We start from the raw sequence: 12,305 nt of genomic DNA, 5'->3' as shown, positions 1-12,305 counted from the left end.
CGGAATTGAAGGCCTATGCAAAAGGTCGTCTTTATCCGAGGGGGATCAGACATTGAACATCGACTTGAATTCGTTATCCTTGAAAGACCTGAAAGATCTTCAATCACAGGTGGCACGCGCCATTGCCGGATATGAAGATCGCCGCAAGCGTGAAGCGCTGGCGGAACTGGAAGAAAAAGCCAAGGCAATGGGCTTTTCGCTGGCCGAGTTGACGGGGGTCACGGCCGCGCGGAAACGTTCGCCTTCGGTCGCCAAATACGCCAATCCGGCCAACAAGGCGGATACCTGGTCCGGCCGGGGCCGCAAGCCGCGCTGGTTCACCGAAGCCTTGGCCAAGGGACGCAAGCCGGAAGACCTGGCGCTTTAAGCCTGCGATTTCAGCCATCTGAGAAATGCCCGGGCGGCGGCCCGCTGTGGCCCGGGCAACGTCACGATGAAATAGGCGGGCAGCTTTTCGCGGCTTTCGTGCACCACGCGCAGCCGCCCTTCCTTGACGTCGGCCTCGATCAGGGCCTCGCCCTCGACCACCAGTCCCAGCCCCTGCCGCGCGGCCGCGATGGCCAGATCCTCGCCGCTGACATCGGTGCGGCTCAGGTCCTGCGGCTCTAGCCCCAGGCGGCGCAGATAGGCGTCCTGTTCCGGCCAGTTGCGCGACAGCACCCAATCCATGCCCCGCATCTCGTCCGGCGTCAGCTTGTGCCGGTCGCCCAACAGCGCGGGCGCGCCCGCAACCACCAGGCGCGCCGGGGCAAGATAGGTTGCCTCCAGCCCCGGCCAATCGCCCGTGCCATAGCGGATGCCCAGGTCCATCCCCTCGCGGTGGAGGTCCACCACGCGCGGTTCGGGGTGCAGGGACAGGCCGATGTCGGGATGCTTTTCCCAAAAATCCTTCAGCCGCGGCATCAGCCATTGCGCGGCGAAGCTGGTGGTCAGCGTCACTCGCACCGGCCGATCCGCCGCGCCGTCGCGCAAGGTCTGCACCCCGCGCTGGATCGCCGCGAAACCCTCGGACAGGGCCTGGTGCAGTTGCTCGCCATCCGGGGTCAGGCTGACGCCGCGCCCATCCCGCTGCACCAGGGGGTGTCCCAACTCGGCCTCAAGCGCGCGGACCTGCTGGGCGACGGCGGCATGGGTGACGTTCAGCACCCGCGCCGCCTGGCTGAAGCTGCGCGCCTCGGCCGTGGCGGCAAAGGCGCGCAGGGCGGTCAGCGAGGGCAAGGTGCGCCAGTCGGTCATATGAAAGTCAGGCTAACAGTTGGAAAGGCTTTCTGAGTCGTAGCATGGCGGATTCCATGACAAAAGGGGGATGCCCCCCCTGAAAGGAGAAAGGTCATGTTGAATATCTTTGCCGATGCCCTGCTGATCGCCAGCCGCCTGGGCCACCTGCCGCCGGCCGAGCGCCACCACACCCCGCGCGAGGTTCGGGAGTCCGAGGATCTGCGCCAGGCGGATGCGCTGCGGCGTCAGGCGCGCTGATGCCCTGTCGCTGTCAGTCGCAGGCGGCCAGCAGCCGCGCCACTGTCGCCACGTAATCCGCCCGCACCTCTGCGGGCGGACGAAGCCGGATTTCTAGCTTCTGGATCACTGCGGGCGTAGGCTTGCCGAACAGCTTGTCGGCCTCGGCCTCCTGGAACCCGGCGATCCGCACCGCCTCCAGCCAGGCGGAAACCTTGTCCGCCGCCTTGATCGCCTTCTTGATCGGTGCCGGCAGCACCGCCGGCAGGCCAAAGCGCAGATGCACCGCCGCCGTTAGTCGCAGGTCCAACTCGCCATAGCCCGGCCCGACCGCTGCCTTCACCGGACTGATCATGTCGCCGATGACATACTCCGGCGCGTCATGCAGCACCGCCGCCAGCCGCCAGCGCGGCGCGATGCCGGGATGCTGGCGCGAGAAGATTTCTTCGACCAGCAGGGAATGTTCGGCCACCGAATAGGGCCAGTCGCCCCGCGTCTGCCCGTTCCAGCGCGCGACGAAGGCCAGGCCGTGGGCGATATCCTCGACCTCGATATCCATGGGCGTCGGGTCCAGCAGGTCCAGCCTGCGTCCCGAAAGCATCCGCTGCCAGGCACGCGGCGGCATGTCAGAGCAACGCCTTGTAGGGGTCAGGATACCGCGCCAGCAGTTCGGCCGCGACGCGACGGGCCAGAAGATGTTCCAGCGCAAGCTTGCCCAACTCGCGCAGGGTCAAGGGGTCGGACTGGCCTGCCACCGGCACCTTGGACAGCACATCCGGCGCAAAGTGCGACAGGAATTCGCGGTAGGCCATGTTGAAACGCGCGTCGAGCATTCGTCCTGCAAAGCGGTCCGGCTTCTGCCGGCCGATGAAGTGGCGCAGGAACACCGGATAGTTCTGGTTGATCAGCGGCAGGCGTGCGTTGTTCTGCCAGTTCCAGCAGGGCGCCAGCTGCGCGAACTTGCCACGCAACGCAAGGTTGGTCAGCGACTGCTCGGTGAAGAAGATGGCCTGAGGATGCGTCTTGCAGACGTCGAAGGACCGCTTCTCAAGGTCCTGCTCGCAATAGGCCCGGGTGTCGATCACCTGCATGCCGGTATTGGCATAGGGGGCCGCCGGCAGGCCCAGCTTCAGAAACTCGCGCGCCAGATGATTGCGTTCGTACATGAAGGGGGCGTCCAGCACGGCACCCAGCGGATGCGGCCCAAGGTCTACCTCAAGCAGCCGGTTGATATCGCCGCCTTCGACGAACATGTCACAGTCCAGATACAGGATGCGCCGGTATCGGCTTTGCAATTCGCGCGCCAGCATGATCCGGTAGAGCGGCGCCACCGAGCCGATGTAGCGCGCGACTTCGGTCGCTTCCGGCAGGGTCCCGGCCCGGTGCAGCACGACATCCAGCGACCGGGCCCAGTCGGGCACGACCAGATCGTCCTGGGTCGAGATCACGAAATCGAAGCGCCGCTGCGGGTTGTGGTGAACCAGCTGCCAGATAGTGAAAAGCGCGAGGTGAAAGTAATTGCTGTCGCAGCAGAAGGCGACTGCGGTGTCGTGGCGTTGCGGATCGGGCATCGGCTCTCTCGTCGGACGCGGGCAGTCTTCACGAACCGCGGCATTTGACAAGTAGGCCAAGTGGGCCACGTTGTCTTAAGGCCCCGCATTTGCTATGGCCGCGCCAGAACCGGATGACAGGAAACGCAGCACGCCATGGATTACATCGTCAAGGATATCTCGCTCGCCGAATTCGGCCGCAAGGAACTGACCATCGCCGAGACCGAGATGCCGGGCCTGATGGCCTGCCGTGAGGAGTTCGGGGCCTCGCAGCCGCTGAAGGGCGCGCGCATCGTCGGCTCCTTGCACATGACGATCCAGACCGCCGTTCTGATCGAGACGCTGAAAGCCCTGGGCGCGGATGTGCGCTGGGCGTCGTGCAACATCTTCTCGACTCAGGACCACGCCGCCGCCGCGATTGCCGCCGGTGGCATCCCGGTCTTTGCCGTGAAGGGCCAGACCCTGACCGAGCATTGGGATTACCTTGACCGTTCGTTCATGTTCCCCGAAGGCGCGAACATGATCCTGGACGATGGCGGCGACGCGACCCTCTATGTCCTGCTTGGCGCCCGCGCCGAAGCTGGCGAGGATATCATCCCCGTCCCGCAGTCCGAGGAAGAAGAGGTGATCAAGAAGCAGATCGCCAAGCGGATGAAGGAGACCCCCGGTTTCTTCACCAAGACCAAGGCCGCGATTCAGGGCGTGACCGAGGAAACGACCACCGGCGTGCATCGTCTGTACGAGTTGCACAAGAACGGCCAGCTGCCGTTCCCGGCGATCAACGTGAACGACAGCGTCACCAAGTCGAAATTCGACAACAAGTACGGCTGCAAGGAATCGCTGGTTGACGGCATCCGCCGCGCCACCGACACGATGATGGCCGGCAAGGTCGCCGTGGTCTGCGGCTATGGCGACGTGGGCAAGGGTTCTGCCGCGTCCCTGCGGGGCGCGGGTGCCCGCGTCAAGGTCACCGAGGTCGATCCGATCTGCGCGCTGCAGGCCGCGATGGACGGCTATGAGGTCACGCTGCTGGAGGATGAGGTCGCTTCGGCCGACATCTTCATCACCACCACCGGCAACAAGGACGTGATCCGCATCGAGCATATGCGCGCGATGAAGGACATGGCCATCGTCGGCAACATCGGCCACTTCGACAACGAAATCCAGGTCGCTGCCCTGCGCAACCACAAGTGGACGAACATCAAGGAACAGGTCGACCTGATCGAGATGCCCTCGGGCAACCGGATCATCCTGTTGTCCGAAGGCCGTCTGCTCAACCTGGGCAATGCCACCGGCCACCCGTCCTTCGTCATGTCGGCCAGCTTCACCAACCAGGTTCTGGCGCAGATCGAGCTGTGGACCAAGGGCAAGGACTATGCCCCCGGCGTCTATATCCTGCCGAAGGCGCTGGACGAAAAGGTTGCCCGCCTGCACCTGAAGAAGATCGGCGTGAAACTGACCGAGCTGAAGCCCGACCAGGCCGCCTATATCGGGGTAAAGCCCGAAGGCCCGTTCAAGTCGGACCATTACCGCTACTGATCCAGCCTTCCCCGCAGGCCCGGCCTGCGGGGAAACCTGCCCGATCTTTCCCGTTGCCGTTTGGCCGACTTTCCGTAAGCTGCCACAGTGTTGCCACAATGGCAGACGGGTAGAAACGGAACGAGGGACAAGCATGGGCAAGCGCGACGACCTGATCGCAAAATACGCGGAAGATCTGAAAACCAAGTGCAACATGACGCCCGACATGGCGCTGTTGACCAAGGTCACCATCGGCTGCGGCCCGTCGATCTATGACAACGACGCCCAGACCGTCGCCGCCTCGGACAAGGACGAGCTGGAGCGGATCAAGGCGAATTTCCTGGTCAAGAAGCTGGGGCTGAAGGACGGCCCGGCGCTGATGGACGGCATCAACGCCGCCGTCGAGACTTATGGCAAATCCGAGCGCAACAAGTTCCGCGCCGTGTTCTATTATCTTCTGGTCAAGCATTTCGGCAAGGAAACCGCCTACAAGTGATCGGCCCTGTGCCGACCTGAAGGCCCGCGCCCTGCGCGGGCCTTTGTCATGCGCATGGTGCGGATTTAAGACGAATTCTTCCTAGCTTCCGCTTGCCCCAGGCCGGAGATTCGGGCGACAACCGTCTTGTCAGGGCAGTACGCCCGGGACCCTTATACAGATCACGTGCGGTGCTTGGGGTGTGCGCGTGGGTGGATGGAGGGTCCCGTAGGGGTGCGGGGCCCTCCATTCTTTTTCATTCATCTGTGTCCAGCCGGGGTCGGGTCCATGTGGATCCCCCGCACAGCGCGCAGGTGCCGGCCGGTGCGGTGGCGATGCTCCCGCAATCGACACAGCAGGTCGGGCTTCCCACGGCTGAAGGTTCAAGCTGGGACAGTTCTACCGGCGGCACGATGCGCAGGCCGGGCTGCGCCGGTTTCCGCCGGAACACGGACAGCTGACCCGACGGCTCCAGATAGGCCCGCTCGACCTGGCCCAGGTTGCGGATGCCCTCAAGGCGCAGCTTTTCCATCACCTCGGTCGGGCCGTGGTCGCGGGCGGACAGCCCGTCGCCCAGGATGACACCATCGCGCACCATCTCGACCGGGATGCCATCCACGATGCGCTTGGCCTTGCGCCAGCGGCTTAGGACCCGGTCCACCGCCTTGTCAAACAGCACGACCAGCAGGATCACCAGCATCGCCGGCAAAAGCGGGATTTCGGGCTGGAACAGCGGATCGCCCACGGCCGAGCCCAAGGCGATGACCAGCAGAAACTCGACCACCGACATCTGCGCGATGCTGCGGCCACCCACCCAACGCAGCAGCAACATGGTCCAGGCGAGGATGATCGCGACACGCAGCCCCACCTCGGCCAAAAAGAGGGGCGGCAGGTCGGCCAGCAGCAGGCGGCCCAGGTCGAACGGCACAATCTGATCCATCAGGCACCCCCGGCACGGCAACTCGGCCCGCAAGGGCACGGTTCCGCGGAACTTTCCCGGCCCGGTCCGTGTTCATTCCCCAAACAAGCGAAAGGCCAGCCAATGGAACAGAGCGAAATCGAACGCATCCAGATCCGCGCCTACGAGATTTGGGAAGCGGCGGGCCGCCCGGCCGGCAAGGAGGCGGAACACTGGCAGCAGGCCCAGGCGGAACTGGCCGCGAAGGACGCCTATGGCCTGGACCCGGACCAGGTTGCTGCCCTGCGCGATGGCGCCGACCCGGTCCAGGATGAGCCCTAGGCTGGGAACCTTGCGGGGATCGGCACGTTTTCCTTCCTTGAAACAAGGGGAAAAACCATGTCCGCACCACAGACCAACCTTGAAAAGCAGAAGCGCCGGCACATCGTCCCGCTGCTTGGCATGGCGCTTGTCGTGCTGTTCGGCGTGGGCCTGATCATCTACTGGCAGTTCGAAGAGGCGGCGCAGGGTGATAGCCCCGGCCTGGAACAGCCATCCGATCCAGGGGCCGCGCCGAACACGGCCACGCCCCCCGCCCAGCCCTGACTTATTCGCCGCCGTTGGTGGCCCGGTCGTTCGTCCGGGCCTTGCGGTCGCCCTTCTCGCGGTTAACGCCGCCCGCGTTCGGCTCGCGGTTGCCTGGCATGGTCGAGGGCGGGTGCTTCTTCGCCGCCTCCTGCATCTTGCGGGTCTGAGCCTGCAATTTCACGCGTTCTTGCGCGTCCGTGTCCTTGGGGTCCATTGTGCTGCCTTTCCGATAAGCGCGAACCCGGCCTGTCGGCCGGGTTCGACTGGTTGCCGTCCCGGTCAGTTGTTGCCGGTGGGGGGAAGGGTGCTGGTGCCGTAGGTCGACGGGTCGCCTTCGTTGTACGCGGGAACAGCCTCCAGCTGCTCGCGCGTCCAGGGCAGGTAGATCCGCGTATCGCTGTCGCTGCGATAGATCGCCAGATCGCTGACCGGAACGGCCACGCTATGCGCGCCGATCCCCAGGAACCCGCCGATATCCAGCACGACATGCGAAACCTCGCCGATCGTCTCGGCCTGCCCGCTGGCGGCGGCCTCGCCCGTCGCTGTCGCGTTGGAACCCTCGGCCGGCATGGTGCCATCGGTCGACACCGCATCGTCGGTTGCGGCAGCGCCATCAGTTGCGGCGGTGCCGTCGGTGCCGCTGCTCATGGAACCATCTGCTGCCGTCGCGTCTGTGCCTTCGGCAGCCGAGTCACCCACAGCCGCCTCGCCCGTGGCGGTGCCGCCCGTGGTGGCATTGCCCAGGCCGACATCGCCCTCGCCGACCGTCGGGGCCGTGGCCGTATCGCCCGTCGCCGCGGCGCCGTCGTTGTCGGTGGCCGCTTCCTCGCTGGTGGTGACGCCATCTCCGGCCGCCGCACCCGAGGTATCCCCCGCGCTTTCCGTCGTGCCCGAAGTGGTCGCGTCGGTTCCCGTCGCGCCCGATCCAGCTGCCGCCGAGGTATCCGGTGTGGCGACCGCCTCGTCCATTCCAGTGCTGCCAGTCGCAGCGGTGCCTTCTTCCATCGAGAACACGAGGTCATTGACGTCGCCGATCGCCTCGCCGGTCACGTCATAGACGGTCTGGCCGATCAGATCGTCCGCCGAAAGCATCATGTCCTGGCGCTGAAAGCCCTCGGGCACCGTCATCTCGGGCGTTGTCACGGACGGATCGGCGGTCTGGGCAAGTGTTGCGGACGGCAGGAAAGCCGCCACCAGGGCCGTGGTCAGAATCAATCGTTTCATGCATCACCTCTGAAAGCTGCCGCGCACTGCGGGCGTTGGAAAAAGGCGCGAGCTATGCCCGCGCCTGTCGCTTCGTTACTCGCGGCGTTGCCCGGCCTGGCCACCCTGGCCGGCCTGCCCGCCTTGCTGGCCCTTCTGGCCCGGCTGCTGACCGGACTGCTGGCCTTCCCCGCTGCGCTGGCCGCCTTGCTGGCCCATGCCGCCCTGTTGACCCGACTGCTGGCCCTGACCGCCGTGCTGCCCGCCCTGCTGGCCACCTTGGGTGCCCTGCTGGCCCGACTGCTGGCCGCCCTGACGCTGGTTCGGGTCGTGCTGCTGGCCTTGCTGGCCCTGCCGGTTCTTGTCCTGTTCGTTCTGGTTTGCCATTGGTCGTCTCCTCCTGACATGCCGATACCCGGCCTGTGCGAAATCAACCGGAAGCTGCGGCATATGTTCCCTTGCCCCGCAGGCCCGTGCGGGGAACCGCCGTCCGGTGCGGGCGTTGCCGCTGAAAGGGGGCACCATGGCACCGCGGACGTTCTGGAAAGGGTATCTGAAGCTGTCGCTTGTGACCTGCCCGGTCGCGATGACCCCTGCCACGGGCGAAGGTGATCGCCTGCGCTTTCACACCCTGAACCGGGCCACGGGCAATCGTGTCGTGCAGCAATATGTCGACGCCGTCACCGGAAAGCCCGTCACGGAAGAGGACGAGGCCAAGGGCTATCCCCGCGGCGAGGACGATCACATTCTGCTTGAGGATGACGAGATCGAGGCCGTCGCCCTGGAAAGTACCCGCACCATCGACATCGAACGCTTTGTTCCCGCAGGGTCCATCGGCTGGATCTGGTACGACAAGCCGCATTTCCTGATGCCGAAAGACACCGTCGGGGAAGAGGCTTTCGCCGTGATCCGCGAAGCGATGCGGGAAACCGACATGGCCGGGATTGCCCGGCTGGTCCTGTATCGGCGCGAGCGGGCGGTCATGCTGCGCCCTCGCGGCAAGGGCATCGTCCTGTGGACCTTGCGTTATGGCGACGAGGTGCGGCCCGAGCGCGAGTATTTCGCGCGGCTGGAGAACAAGCCGGTGGACGGCGATCTCCTCAAGCTGGTCGAAAAGCTGATCACGGCCCGCAAGGATGACTGGACGCAGGACTTCGTGGCCGACCCGGTGCAAGAGCGGCTGGTGGACATCATCGAGGCCAAACGCAAGGGACGAAAGCCAGCGAGAAAGACCGCCGCCAAGAAGGACCGGCCGGACAATGTGGTCAGCATCATGGACGCGCTGAAGCGCAGCATCGCAGCCGAGAAGGGGCGCTAGGCTTTCCGCAAGGGCTTGGCCGCGGCGAAGAAATCGGTCCAGGGGTCCGCACCCGCCGCCAGTCGGGCGGGCAGGTTCTGCACCGTGAAATGCGCGGGTCCGATGGCGGGGCCCAACTCCTCCCACGCGATGGGGGTGGACACGGCCGCACCGGTCCGGGCCCGCGTGGACCAGGGCGCAACCGCCGTCGCGCCGCGCTGGTTGCGCAGGTAGTCGACCAGGATCTTCCCCTTGCGCTTTGCCTTGGTGATCGTCGCGACATAGCGGTCGGGCTGGTCCGCCGCCATCGACTTGGCCAAAGCCTGGCACCAGGCCTTGACCACCGGCCACTCGGCCTTTGGCGTCAATGGGGCGACCACATGCAGCCCCTTCCCGCCCGAGGTTTTCAGGAACGCCGCCAGCCCCGCCTGCTCCACACGTTCGCGCACCTCTTGCGCAGCTTCTATCATCGCGTCCCAGCCGACACCATCGCCAGGGTCGAGGTCGATGACGATCCGGTCCGGCCGCTCGATATCCGTCAGGGTCGAGCCCCAGGGATGGATCTCAAGCGCCGCCGACTGGACCAGTCCAAGCAGCCCATCCAGATCGGCAATCGCGATAAGCCCCTCGCCCGGGTCGCCGGGGTCTTCCGGAGTCAGGATGTTCGGGTTCATCCCCTTCCAGGCATGTTTCTGAAAGAACTGCTGGCCGCCGATCCCGTCCGGACACCGCACCAGCGCCAATGGGCGGCCGGTGACATGCGGGGCGATCAGGGACCAGACCTCGGCATAGTGGTCGGCAAGGCCGGCTTTGGTCAGACCCACATCGGGCCAATAGACCCGGTCGGGATGGGTCAGCGTCACCCGGCGCTTCGGCTCGGGCGCGGGCTTGGCCGTGGGGGCGGCTTCGCGCACCACCTCGGCCGCGGGCTTGTCCTCGCGCAAGCCCCGGAAGGACGCGTGCCGCAGGTGGCCATCGGCCGTCCAGGCGCGAAACTCGACCTCGGCCACCAGTTCGGGCCGGACATGGCGCACGCCCCGCGCCTCTTCGCCCGTCAGTCGCTGGGCAAAGGGGCTATCGCGCGTCTCCAACGGCTGAAGGCGGGCAAACAACTGCCGCGCGGTCTGGTTGCTGAACCCGGTCCCGACCCGCCCGACATGGTGCAACGCGCCGTCCTGGAACACCCCCAGCACAAGCGAGCCGATGGCGCTGCCGGAAACCGAGGACGGCACATAACCCGCCACCACGAATTCCTGCCGGGCCGAGCATTTCGACTTCACCCAACTGCGCCCCCGGCCCGAGCGATAGGCACTGTCGCGCAGCTTCGAGACGACACCCTCCAACCCCAACCGGCAGGCGTGGCGCAGGACGATCTCGCCCCCATCCTCGAAATGCTCGCTATAGCGCAGACTGGGCGATGCGCCGTTCAACAGAGGTTGCAGCCGGGCCTTGCGGTCGGTCAGCGGCAGCTTGCGCAGGTCCTCGCCATCCAGGTGCATCAGGTCGAAGGCATAGAACACCAGCCGGTCACCGCGCCCTTCCGACAGGTCCGCTTGCAAGGCCGAGAAATCGGTGGCCCCCGCGCCGGTCTCCACCACCATCTCGCCATCGATCAGCGCCTGATCGGCCAGCCCGCCCAGCGCATCGGCAATCGGGGCCAGCCGGTCCGTCCAGTCCAGCCCGCTACGGGTCAGCAACCGGGCCTTGCCGCCGTCGATGCGCGCCTGAAGGCGATAGCCGTCGAACTTGATCTCGTGGAGCCAACGCTCATCTTTCGGCGTCGCCGCGACCAGGGTTGCCAGCATGGGCGGCACGAAATCCGGCAGATCGACCACGGCCTGGCGCTTGCGCGGCTTCGCGGTCTTAGCCTTGGTGGCTTTCGGGGCCTTCGCGGCCACCCCTTTTGCCACCTCGGCCAGATCGCGGCCGGTCTTAACCGACAGCGGCATCTCCTCCAGGATATCCGGCGCGTCCTCGGTCCGGGCAAAGTCATCCTCGCCCTTGATCAGCAGCCAATTCTCGCGCTTTTCGCCGGGCTTGCCCTTGATCCGCACCAGATGCCAGCGGCCTTGCAGTTTCTCACCGTTCAGCTCGAACTCCAGGTGCCCCTTGGCATAGCCCCTGTCCGGGTCCGCGACGGGGCTCCAGGTGCCCCGGTCCCAGACGATCACCGTGCCGCCGCCATACTGGCCCTTCGGGATCGTGCCTTCGAAATCGCCATAGTCCAGCGGGTGGTCCTCGACATGCACCGCCAGCCGCTTTTCGCCCGGCACAAGACTGGGGCCGCGCGTCACAGCCCAGCTTTTCAGGACCCCGTCCATCTCCAGCCGCAGGTCATAGTGCAAGCGGCGGGCCGCGTGTTTCTGGATGACAAAGCTGTTGCCCGGTGCCGCCGCCACTTTGCCCGCCGGTTCCGGGGTGGCCTGAAAGTCGCGCTTGCGGCGATAGGTCTCCAGCGCCATCTCAGCCGGCCTTCCGGCGCGGGGCGGGCTTCTTGGCGCCGGCCTTGCGCGGCTTTGACACCGCCCCCGCGCTTTCGCGCAGCGCGGTCATCAGGTCCACCACGCGGTCCTCGCGCCGGGCCTTGGGCTTCTGGATCTTGCGGCCTTCCAGCTTGGCCTTGACCAGGTCGGCAAGCGCCGCCTCGTAGCGGTCGTCGAACTCGGCCGGATCGAAACTGCCGCGCTTGGTGCCGATGATATGGGCGGCCAGGTCCAGCATCTCGCCTTCGATGCGGATGTCGGGGATATCGGCAAAGATTTCGGCGGGGACTTTCACCTCGTGGTCGAATTGCAGGGTGCTGGCCACCAGCCCCAGACCCTGCGGCCGGATCAGAAGCGTCCGCACCCGGCGGAACAGCACCGTCCGCGCCAGCGCCGCCACGCTGCGGGCGGCCATCCCCTCGCGGATCAGCGCAAAGACCTCGACCGACGCGGGATCGCTGGGCGCAAGGTAATAGGGTCGGTCGAAGAACAGCGTGTCCACGTCGTCGCAGTCGATGAACCGGTCCAGCCGCAGCGTCTTGTCGCTTTCGGGCACGGCGGCGGCCAGGTCCTCGTCCTCCAGCAGGATATGGTCGCCCTCGTCGACCTCGTATCCCTTCACCTCATCCTCACGCGGGACGGGCTTGCCGGTTTCGCTGTCGACAAACCGGCGCTGGACGCGGTTGCCGGTCGCCCGGTTGATCGTGTGGAACGCGATCCGGTCCGAGGTGGAAGCAGCGGTGTAAAGCCCGACGCCGCAGCCGACCTCGCCCACCACCATCCGGCCCTTCCAGTTCGCGCGCGGTGCCATTTCTTGCCCTCCGTTCCCGTTCCAACC

General features: G+C 65.8%; 16 protein-coding genes. 7 read left to right on the top strand and 9 right to left on the bottom strand.

Annotation, left to right across the window (positions count from 1 at the left end; genetic code table 11):
* Positions 1 to 52 precede the first annotated feature (52 nt).
* A complete protein-coding gene (locus tag CXR42_RS11110) occupies positions 53 to 367 on the top strand; it encodes an H-NS histone family protein (RefSeq protein WP_103257592.1) in 315 nt (104 codons plus the stop codon).
* Here CXR42_RS11110 and CXR42_RS11105 read toward each other — a convergent pair.
* Positions 364 to 1,236: a LysR family transcriptional regulator gene (locus CXR42_RS11105; protein ID WP_103257591.1), complete on the bottom strand. Its 873-nt coding sequence runs from the start codon at positions 1,234 to 1,236 to the stop codon at positions 364 to 366. The two genes, CXR42_RS11110 and CXR42_RS11105, sit on opposite strands and share 4 nt — an antisense overlap.
* 96 nt (positions 1,237 to 1,332) lie before the next feature.
* On the opposite strand from CXR42_RS11105, the gene CXR42_RS19555 reads away from it, so the two are divergent.
* Positions 1,333 to 1,476, top strand: a complete 144-nt coding sequence (locus CXR42_RS19555; RefSeq protein ID WP_180996036.1) for a hypothetical protein — start codon at positions 1,333 to 1,335, stop codon at positions 1,474 to 1,476.
* 13 nt (positions 1,477 to 1,489) lie between these two features.
* Here the strand turns inward: CXR42_RS19555 and CXR42_RS11100 are convergent, their stop codons facing one another.
* On the bottom strand, positions 1,490 to 2,080 hold the full coding sequence (locus tag CXR42_RS11100; protein WP_103257590.1) for an HD domain-containing protein: 591 nt from the start codon (positions 2,078 to 2,080) through the stop codon (positions 1,490 to 1,492).
* Between the two features lies 1 nt (position 2,081).
* Entirely contained in the window at positions 2,082 to 3,026 is a 945-nt protein-coding gene (locus CXR42_RS11095; protein WP_103257589.1) for a glycosyltransferase family 8 protein, read from the bottom strand.
* 135 nt (positions 3,027 to 3,161) lie between these two features.
* Between CXR42_RS11095 and ahcY the strand changes: the two genes are divergently transcribed.
* Both ahcY and CXR42_RS11085 read left to right on the top strand, forming a co-directional pair.
* On the top strand, positions 3,162 to 4,544 hold the full coding sequence (ahcY, locus tag CXR42_RS11090; protein WP_103257588.1) for an adenosylhomocysteinase: 1,383 nt from the start codon (positions 3,162 to 3,164) through the stop codon (positions 4,542 to 4,544).
* A gap of 133 nt (positions 4,545 to 4,677) precedes the next feature.
* On the top strand, positions 4,678 to 5,019 hold the full coding sequence (locus tag CXR42_RS11085; RefSeq protein ID WP_103257587.1) for a DUF2853 family protein: 342 nt from the start codon (positions 4,678 to 4,680) through the stop codon (positions 5,017 to 5,019).
* Between the two features lie 235 nt (positions 5,020 to 5,254).
* Here CXR42_RS11085 and CXR42_RS11080 read toward each other — a convergent pair whose 3' ends face one another.
* Entirely contained in the window at positions 5,255 to 5,938 is a 684-nt protein-coding gene (locus CXR42_RS11080) for a DUF421 domain-containing protein (protein WP_103257586.1), read from the bottom strand.
* A gap of 102 nt (positions 5,939 to 6,040) precedes the next feature.
* Here CXR42_RS11080 and CXR42_RS11075 point away from each other — a divergent pair, with 102 nt between their 5' ends.
* Together CXR42_RS11075 and CXR42_RS11070 are read left to right on the top strand one after the other, a co-directional pair.
* Positions 6,041 to 6,238, top strand: coding sequence for a DUF2934 domain-containing protein (locus tag CXR42_RS11075; protein WP_103257585.1), 198 nt, complete (start codon positions 6,041 to 6,043; stop codon positions 6,236 to 6,238).
* A 57-nt stretch (positions 6,239 to 6,295) separates the two neighbouring features.
* Positions 6,296 to 6,502, top strand: coding sequence for a hypothetical protein (locus CXR42_RS11070; protein ID WP_103257584.1), 207 nt, complete (start codon positions 6,296 to 6,298; stop codon positions 6,500 to 6,502).
* Between the two features lies 1 nt (position 6,503).
* Here CXR42_RS11070 and CXR42_RS11065 read toward each other — a convergent pair whose 3' ends face one another.
* The 3 genes from CXR42_RS11065 to CXR42_RS11055 form a co-directional block, all read right to left on the bottom strand.
* Positions 6,504 to 6,698, bottom strand: coding sequence for a hypothetical protein (locus CXR42_RS11065; protein WP_103257583.1), 195 nt, complete (start codon positions 6,696 to 6,698; stop codon positions 6,504 to 6,506).
* Between the two features lie 65 nt (positions 6,699 to 6,763).
* Positions 6,764 to 7,708 (bottom strand): PRC-barrel domain-containing protein, encoded by a 945-nt coding sequence (locus CXR42_RS11060; protein ID WP_103257582.1) that lies wholly within the window; start codon positions 7,706 to 7,708, stop codon positions 6,764 to 6,766.
* 75 nt (positions 7,709 to 7,783) lie between these two features.
* Positions 7,784 to 8,074 carry a hypothetical protein gene (locus tag CXR42_RS11055; protein WP_146038050.1) on the bottom strand — a complete coding sequence of 97 codons (291 nt, stop codon included), beginning with the start codon at positions 8,072 to 8,074 and terminating at the stop codon, positions 7,784 to 7,786.
* Positions 8,075 to 8,210: 136 nt separating this feature from the next.
* On the opposite strand from CXR42_RS11055, the gene ku (CXR42_RS11050) reads away from it, so the two are divergent.
* Positions 8,211 to 9,005: a non-homologous end joining protein Ku gene (gene ku, locus CXR42_RS11050; RefSeq protein WP_103257762.1), complete on the top strand. Its 795-nt coding sequence runs from the start codon at positions 8,211 to 8,213 to the stop codon at positions 9,003 to 9,005.
* Here ku (CXR42_RS11050) and ligD read toward each other — a convergent pair.
* Positions 9,002 to 11,446, bottom strand: coding sequence for a DNA ligase D (gene ligD / locus CXR42_RS11045; protein ID WP_103257581.1), 2,445 nt, complete (start codon positions 11,444 to 11,446; stop codon positions 9,002 to 9,004). The two genes, ku (CXR42_RS11050) and ligD, sit on opposite strands and share 4 nt — an antisense overlap.
* Before the next feature lies 1 nt (position 11,447).
* Positions 11,448 to 12,278, bottom strand: coding sequence for a non-homologous end joining protein Ku (gene ku / locus CXR42_RS11040; RefSeq protein ID WP_103257580.1), 831 nt, complete (start codon positions 12,276 to 12,278; stop codon positions 11,448 to 11,450).
* Positions 12,279 to 12,305 lie beyond the last annotated feature (27 nt).

The sequence above is a fragment of the Tabrizicola aquatica genome (genome assembly GCF_002900975.1).
Taxonomy (GTDB): domain Bacteria; phylum Pseudomonadota; class Alphaproteobacteria; order Rhodobacterales; family Rhodobacteraceae; genus Tabrizicola; species Tabrizicola aquatica.
Note: the sequence above shows the minus strand (reverse complement) of the source record. Positions and strands in the feature narration are given on the sequence as shown.

Bases quoted from the DNA above. Each gene is read 5' to 3' on its own strand.
- CXR42_RS11100 (WP_103257590.1), bottom strand. From the start codon at position 2,080: ATGCCGCCGCGTGCCTGGCAGCGGATGCTTTCGGGACGCAGGCTGGAC.
- CXR42_RS11095 (WP_103257589.1), bottom strand. From the start codon at position 3,026: ATGCCCGATCCGCAACGCCACGACACCGCAGTCGCCTTCTGCTGCGAC.
- CXR42_RS11085 (WP_103257587.1), top strand. From the start codon at position 4,678: ATGGGCAAGCGCGACGACCTGATCGCAAAATACGCGGAAGATCTGAAA.
- ahcY (WP_103257588.1), top strand. From the start codon at position 3,162: ATGGATTACATCGTCAAGGATATCTCGCTCGCCGAATTCGGCCGCAAG.
- CXR42_RS11075 (WP_103257585.1), top strand. From the start codon at position 6,041: ATGGAACAGAGCGAAATCGAACGCATCCAGATCCGCGCCTACGAGATT.
- CXR42_RS19555 (WP_180996036.1), top strand. From the start codon at position 1,333: ATGTTGAATATCTTTGCCGATGCCCTGCTGATCGCCAGCCGCCTGGGC.
- CXR42_RS11055 (WP_146038050.1), bottom strand. From the start codon at position 8,074: ATGGCAAACCAGAACGAACAGGACAAGAACCGGCAGGGCCAGCAAGGC.
- ligD (WP_103257581.1), bottom strand. From the start codon at position 11,446: ATGGCGCTGGAGACCTATCGCCGCAAGCGCGACTTTCAGGCCACCCCG.
- ku (WP_103257580.1), bottom strand. From the start codon at position 12,278: ATGGCACCGCGCGCGAACTGGAAGGGCCGGATGGTGGTGGGCGAGGTC.
- CXR42_RS11105 (WP_103257591.1), bottom strand. From the start codon at position 1,236: ATGACCGACTGGCGCACCTTGCCCTCGCTGACCGCCCTGCGCGCCTTT.
- CXR42_RS11080 (WP_103257586.1), bottom strand. From the start codon at position 5,938: ATGGATCAGATTGTGCCGTTCGACCTGGGCCGCCTGCTGCTGGCCGAC.
- CXR42_RS11065 (WP_103257583.1), bottom strand. From the start codon at position 6,698: ATGGACCCCAAGGACACGGACGCGCAAGAACGCGTGAAATTGCAGGCT.
- CXR42_RS11070 (WP_103257584.1), top strand. From the start codon at position 6,296: ATGTCCGCACCACAGACCAACCTTGAAAAGCAGAAGCGCCGGCACATC.
- ku (WP_103257762.1), top strand. From the start codon at position 8,211: ATGGCACCGCGGACGTTCTGGAAAGGGTATCTGAAGCTGTCGCTTGTG.
- CXR42_RS11060 (WP_103257582.1), bottom strand. From the start codon at position 7,708: ATGAAACGATTGATTCTGACCACGGCCCTGGTGGCGGCTTTCCTGCCG.